The 6428-nt window shown below is 70.3% G+C and carries 4 protein-coding genes and 1 pseudogene; 2 read left to right on the top strand and 3 right to left on the bottom strand.

Translation table 11 applies throughout. From position 1 onward, the window contains the following. Window positions 1-11: 11 nt before the first annotated feature. Window positions 12-434 (top strand): annotated as a pseudogene (locus tag D7V93_RS47760) (PAS domain-containing protein); the annotation flags it as partial. A 15-nt stretch (window positions 435-449) separates the two neighbouring features. After that, window positions 450-3749, top strand: a complete 3300-nt coding sequence (locus D7V93_RS35300; protein WP_244237693.1) for a hybrid sensor histidine kinase/response regulator — start codon at window positions 450-452, stop codon at window positions 3747-3749. A gap of 3 nt (window positions 3750-3752) precedes the next feature. Here D7V93_RS35300 and D7V93_RS35295 read toward each other — a convergent pair whose 3' ends face one another. The 3 genes from D7V93_RS35295 to D7V93_RS35285 all read right to left on the bottom strand — a co-directional run. Beyond that, on the bottom strand, window positions 3753-4205 hold the full coding sequence (locus tag D7V93_RS35295) for a hypothetical protein (protein WP_120647544.1): 453 nt from the start codon (window positions 4203-4205) through the stop codon (window positions 3753-3755). Window positions 4206-4683: 478 nt separating this feature from the next. Beyond that, window positions 4684-4965 (bottom strand): hypothetical protein, encoded by a 282-nt coding sequence (locus tag D7V93_RS35290; RefSeq protein ID WP_147451505.1) that lies wholly within the window; start codon window positions 4963-4965, stop codon window positions 4684-4686. A 284-nt stretch (window positions 4966-5249) separates the two neighbouring features. Continuing rightward, window positions 5250-6428, bottom strand: a 1179-nt coding sequence (locus tag D7V93_RS35285) for an amidohydrolase family protein (protein ID WP_147451504.1), incomplete at its 5' end; no start/stop codon positions are given.

Genomic DNA, 6428 nt, shown 5'->3' with positions numbered 1-6428 from the left:
CTCCCCCACACATGAGTGCCCCTCCTTCCGATACCGAACAGGCCTTGAGGGCGGAGGTGGAGCGCCTTCGGGCCCGCCTGCGCGAAGCCGGCCTGGAGGAAGGCCCTCCCACGCATGCGTTCGACCGCCAACAGATGGCGGTGCTCTTCCAGCAGGCCAGCGTGGGCATCTCGCAGCTGGACCTGGAGGGCACGCTGGTCCTGGTGAACCAGCGCTTCTGTGACCTGGTCCAGCGCTCGCGCGAGGACGTGGTGGGACGCTCGCTGCTGGAGCTCACCCACCCGGAGGAGCGCGAGCGCGGCGCCGCCCTCTCCCAGCGACTGTTGGAGACGGAAGAGCCCTTCGCCGTGGAGAGCCGCCACGCGCGGCCCGACGGCGGCACTGTCTGGGTGCACCACCACGTGTCGCTGGCGAGGGACGCGTCGGGCCGGCCCCTCTTCGCCGTCTGCGTGTCGCGGGACGTCACCCAGAGCCGTGGCGCCGAGGAGCGCCTGCGCGTGAAGCGCGAGCAGCTGCGGCTGGCGCAGGAGGCGGGCGGCATCGGCGTGTTCACGCTCGACCTGGCCACCAACCTGCTGACGGTGACGCCGGAGTTCTGCCGGCTGTACGGCGTGCCGCGCGCGGACACGGTGCCCGCGACGGTCATCGAGTCGCTCGCGCTGGAGGAGGACCGGCACCGGGTGTCCAACGCGCGCACGCGGGCGTCGGGGCAGGTGATTCCGTCGGTGGAGTACCGCATCCGCAAGCCGGACACCGGGGACGTGCGGTGGATCTCCCGGCGGGCGTCGCTCGTGTACGACGAGGATGGGCGGCCGGTGCAGCTCATTGGCGTCACCCAGGACGTCACCGAGCGCCGCCTGGCCGAGGACGCGCTGCGCGAGGCCAACGAGCGCGTGCGGCTGGCGCTGGACTCCGACGTGGTGATTGGCACCTGGGTGTGGGACGTGCCCGCCAACCGGGTCATCGCGGACGAGCGCTTCGCGCGCTCCTTCTCGCTCAATGCATTGCAGGCGCGGGAGGGCCTGCCCATCGACCTCTTCGTGGCGTCCATCCACCCGGAGGACCGGCCCGGCGTGGAGGCGTTGATTGCCCAGACGCTGCAATCCGGTGGGCCGTACCGCACCGAGTACCGCGTGCGTCAGTGGGACGGCGTCTACCGGTGGGTGGAGGCGAGCGGGCACTGCGAGTTCACGCCCGCGGGCAAGCCCCTGCGCTTCCCGGGGGTGCTCGTCAACGTGGACGAGCGCAAGCGGGCGGAGCTGCGGCAGGCGGCGCTCATCCAGATGGGGGACCGGCTGCGAGACGCGCAGACGCCGGACGCCGCCGCGCTGGTGGCGATGGAGGTGGTGGGGCGCTTCCTGGGCGTGGCGCGCGCGGGCTATGGCGCCGTGGACGCCACCCACGAGCTGGTGACGCTGCCCCCGGGGTGGCTCTCCGGTCCGGGCATCCGGAGCATCGCGGGGGTGCACCGCTTCCGCGACTACGGGGCCTTCCTCGCGGACCTGATGCACGGCGAGACGGTGGCCATCGCGGATGTCCAGAAGGACGCGCGCACGGCGCACGGCGTGGAGGCCCTGCGGCGCATCTCCGTCCGGGCGCTGTGCAACGTGCCGCTGATGGAGCACGGCCGGCTGGTGGCGCTCTTGTACTTCCACGACGTGAAGCCGCGTGAGTGGACGGCGGAGGAGCTGGAGTTCACGCGCGACGTGGCCGACCGCGTCTGGGCGGCCATCGAGCGGCTCCGGGCGCTGGCGGAGCTGAAGCAGGCCAACGAGACGCTCGAGCAGCGGGTGGCGCAGCGCACGCGGGAGCGGGACCGGGTGTGGAACGTGTCCCAGGACCTGCTGGTGGTGGGCGACCTGCGGGATGGCCGCTTCATCAGCGTCAACCCGGCCTGGACGCGGATGCTGGGGTGGACGGAAGGAGAGCTGCTGGGGCGCACCTCCGAGTGGATGGAGGCCCCGGACGACTATGCGCGCTCGCGCGAGGAGGTCTCCCAGCTGGCGGGAGGCCGGCCGACGATGCACTTCGAGAGCGCCTACCGGTGCAAGACCGGCGGCCACCGCCGCATCTCCTGGACGGCGGTGCCGGTGCCGGAGGACGGCGTGCTGTACGCCAGCGGGCGCGACGTCACCGAGCAGCGGCAGACGGAGGATCAGCTGCGGCAGGCGCAGAAGATGGAGGCGGTGGGCAAGCTCACGGGGGGCGTGGCGCACGACTTCAACAACCTGCTGCAGATTGTCGGCGGCAACCTCCAGCTCCTGCAGCGCGACGTGGCGGACAACGAGCGGGGCCTGCAGCGGGTGCGCACGGCGCTGGGCGCGGTGGAGCGGGGCGCGCGGCTGTCGGGGCAGTTGCTGGCGTTCTCGCGGCGGCAGCCGCTGGAGCCGCGCTCGCTGAGCCTGGGCCGGCTGGTGCGGGGCATGGACGACCTCTTGCGCCGCGCGCTGGGCGAGGACGTGGAGGTGGAGACGGTCATCAGCGGCGGGCTGTGGAACACGCTGGCGGATCCGCACCAGTTGGAGAACGTCATCCTGAACCTGGCCATCAACGCGCGCGACGCGATGCGGGGCCACGGCAAGCTGACGCTGGAGCTGAGCAACGCGTCGCTGGATGACCACTACGCGCAGCAGCACCCGGACGTGATGGCCGGGGCGTACGTGCTGCTCGCGGTGTCGGACACGGGCGGGGGCATGACGCGGGAGGTGCTGGAGCGCGCGTTCGAGCCCTTCTTCACGACGAAGCCGGAGGGCCGGGGCACGGGCCTGGGGCTGAGCATGGTGTACGGGTTCGTGAAGCAGTCCGGCGGCCACGTGAAGATCTACAGCGAGGTCGGGCACGGCACGACGGTGAAGGTGTACCTGCCGCGCGCCTTCCAGGCGGAGGCGCCGGTGCTGGAGGTGGTGACGGGGCCGGTGGAGGGCGGGCAGGAGACCATCCTCGCGGTGGAGGACGACGCGGACGTGCGGGCGACGGTGGTGGAGCTCCTGACGGAGCTGGGCTACCGGGTGCTGCGCGCGGTGGACGGGCAGAGCGCGCTGTCCATCCTGAAGAGCGGCGTGGCGGTGGACCTGCTCTTCACGGACGTGGTGATGCCGGGGCCGGTGCGAAGCCCGGAGCTGGCGCGGCAGGCGCGGCTCATCCACCCGGACATCGAGGTGCTCTTCACATCGGGCTACACGGAGAACGCCATCGTGCACGGGGGCCGGTTGGATCCGGGCGTGCACCTGCTGAGCAAGCCGTACCGGCGCGAGGACCTGGCGCGCAAGGTGCGGGCGCTGTTGGATCAACGCAAGCAGCGGCTGGAGACGCCGGCGCCGCCGCGGGAGCCCAGGCCTGAGCCGGAGCCGCGCACGGAGCTGCCCGCGACGCAGGAGTCCGCGAAGCGGATGCACGTGTTGCTGGTGGAGGACGACGCGGACATCCGCGAGTCCGCGAGCGAGCTGCTGGGGCTCCTGGGGCACGCCGTGATGCCGGTGGCGAGCGCGGAGGAGGCACGGGTGGCGCTGGCGGCGGGTCCGTTCGACGTGCTCTTCACGGACGTGACGTTGCCGGGCATGTCGGGCGTGGAGCTGGCGCGCGAGGTGGCGCTGCGAAAGCCCGCCATGCGCATCATCATCGCCTCGGGTCACGGCCGCGCGGCGCTGGACGGAGACCCGCGGCAGTGGCTGGGCGTGGTGGTGCTGCCCAAGCCCTACGCGCTGCCACAGATTGAACAGGCATTGGCCCAGGTGGCCGCGGTGCGCTGAGCCTCAGCGCTTGAGGGAGGCCAGCAGGCCCTGCGTGTTCCAGCGCTCATGTTCATCCAGGGAGGGCAGATACGCGCGGACCTCCGCGACCATGGCCTCGGCGGCGGGCAGGTCCTCGGGGGAGACCTTGGCGGCCCACTGCCAGTACTCCGCGGCCGCGTAGGCGTATCGCCTCGTCCCCAGCGGATGTCGCAGCAGGGCACGCAGCGCGGCCCGCACGACACGCGGGGTCTGCTTCCAGTGCGTGGCACACAAGAATGCATACTGGTCGAGGGCGCGGTGAAGCGCGGCCGTCGGCACCCGTCCGACATGGCGCCGCTCCAACTGTCTGAGTGCCGCGCGGAAGCGTCGCCAGTCCTCGGTTACATCCAGGCGCTCCTTGTCCTGCACGAAGGCAAGCCAATGCGGGTCATGGAGCGTCGGATCAGCGAACCCTTCTTTCATTTTCCCGGGCATTCGAGCGGTTTCCCATTCCAAGAGTAGATGGCGAGCGGCCAGAATCCATGGGCCATGCAGTAGGCCCGGCAGGAGTCACACCGACTCTCTCCATTCACGCGGCCCTCAAGGTGTTCCCCGCCGGCATCGACACAGCGGACGTAGTCGTCGATGCAAGTCTCCCGGACGCGCTCGGACTCCTTCTTCCGCGCCTCCTCCGTGGCTCCGGGCGGTGGCAACGGATTGGGCGGTCGGGGACGAGACACAGTTTCCAACTGCTCACAGGCCGCCGCCGAACCGTTCTTGCACGCGCAATCCACCGTGCCCACACAGCCCGGCCCCGGCCCTGGTCCCACGGATTGCCGGAAGTGCCGTGGGCTGCCCGCGCAGCCCACGGCACCGAAGCACAGCATCAGCACGACCGCCCATCGCATCCCCGCTCATTAGCATGTGGGGTCTGCCTCGGACGCCATCCGCCATCGCGGACGCACACCGGGGTTCAGCGCTTGAGGGAAGCCAGCAGGCCCTGCGTGTTCCAGCGCTCGTGGTCATCCAGGGAGGGCAGATACGCGCGGACCTCCGCGACCATGGCCTCGGCGGCGGGCAGGTCCTCGGGGGAGACCTTGGCGGCCCATTGCCAGTACTCCGCGGCGGTGTAGGCGTACATTCTCTTCCCCAGCGGGTGTTTCAGGTAGTCGCGCAATGCGCCACGCACGACACGCGGCGTCTGCTTCCAATGCGCGGCACAGAAGAACGCAGTCTCCGCGAGATAGCGTTTCATCGAGTTCGATGGCACCCGGCTGGTATGTCTCCGCTCCACGCGTTTGAGACCTGCGCGGAAGCGCGGCCAGTCCCTCGGTGCAAGTCCAGTCGTCTCCTGCACGTCCATGATGAAGGCGTGCCAGCTCGGGTCCTTGTAGGGCGGATCCTCGAACGCATTTCTTATCTTCCCGGGCATCTGTGCTGTGCTCCATTCCAGGCCCGGCCCTGATCCCACGGATTGCCGGAAGTGTCGTGGGCTGCCCGCGCAGCCCACGATGCCTCCGCACAGCAAAAGCACGAGTCCTAGTCGCACACCTGCTCGGTGGCATGCGAGGTGGCCTTCGGACTCCAGCCCTCATTGCCGTCCTTCTCGAAGAAGAACTTCCCGCGCGTGCGCTGCCGCGTGCCCACTTCATTCAACGTGTTCGCGTCGTACAGCCGCCCGTTCACCATCGTGTAGCGCACCGTGCGGCTGTTCGAGATGTCCTCCAGCGGGTTCTTGTCCAACACCACCAGGTCCGCCAGCTTCCCTGCCTCCACCGAGCCCAGGTCCGCGTCCATCCCCAGGTAGCGCGCCCCGTTCAGCGTGCCCACGCGCAGGGCCTGCATCGGCGTCATGCCGCCTTGAACGAACATCGCCAGCTCCCAGTGCGCCGCCAATCCCTCGCGCTGCCCATGCGCGCCCAGCTGCACGCTCACGCCCAGGTCGTTGAGCTCCTTCGCGCCGCGCGCCACGTTCTGGTGGTTGAACTCGTCGTCCGGCACCATCCCCCGCCGCCGCGACCGGCCGTCCACCACGCGCCGGGGCACGAAGGACAACAGGCGCGTGTCCTCCCAGACGTTCGTCTTCTGATACCAGTAGTTCTCCCCCATCAGCCCGCCGTAGGACACGCCCAGCGTCGGCGTGTAGCCCACCCGCGTGCCCTTCCAGAGCTGGCGCACGTCGTCGTAGATGCGCGCCACCGGCAGCGAGTGCTCCACGCCCGTGTGCCCGTCCACCACCATCGTCAGGTTGTGCTGGAGCAGCGAGCCGCCCTCCGGCACCACCAGCATCCCCAGCTCACGCGCCGCCTGCAGCACCTTCTGCCGCTGGTCGCGCCGGGGCTGGTTGTAGCTCTTCACGCTGAAGCCCCCCAACGCCTGCATCCGCCGCAGGTGCCGGCGCGCGTCGTCCAGCGTCTCAATCTCCACGTGCGCGCCCGCGCTCGCCGCCCCGTACAGGATGGTGCCCGTGGAGAAGATGCGCGGCGCCGCGAGCATCCCCGCCTTGCCCATCTCGCTCGCGGCGAAGATGGTCTCCGAGTTGTTCGACGGGTCGTGCAACGTCGTCACCCCGAACGCCAGCGACGCCGCCTGCACCCAGCTCTGCTCCGGCATCAGCCCGTCCACGCCCATGCGCCCGTGCCAGTGCACGTCCACCAGGCCCGGCATCAGCGTCTTGCCCTTCACGTCCACCACCTTCGCCCCCGCCGGCACCGCCAC

Source organism: Corallococcus llansteffanensis, from assembly GCF_003612055.1.
In the GTDB taxonomy this organism is placed as follows: Bacteria; Myxococcota; Myxococcia; order Myxococcales; family Myxococcaceae; genus Corallococcus; species Corallococcus llansteffanensis.
This window is presented reverse-complemented; position numbering and strand designations above follow the sequence as displayed.

Coding starts and splice junctions, on each gene's coding strand:
- D7V93_RS35295 (WP_120647544.1), bottom strand. CDS start 4,205: ATGCCCGGGAAAATGAAAGAAGGGTTCGCTGATCCGACGCTCCATGAC.
- D7V93_RS35290 (WP_147451505.1), bottom strand. CDS start 4,965: ATGAAACGCTATCTCGCGGAGACTGCGTTCTTCTGTGCCGCGCATTGG.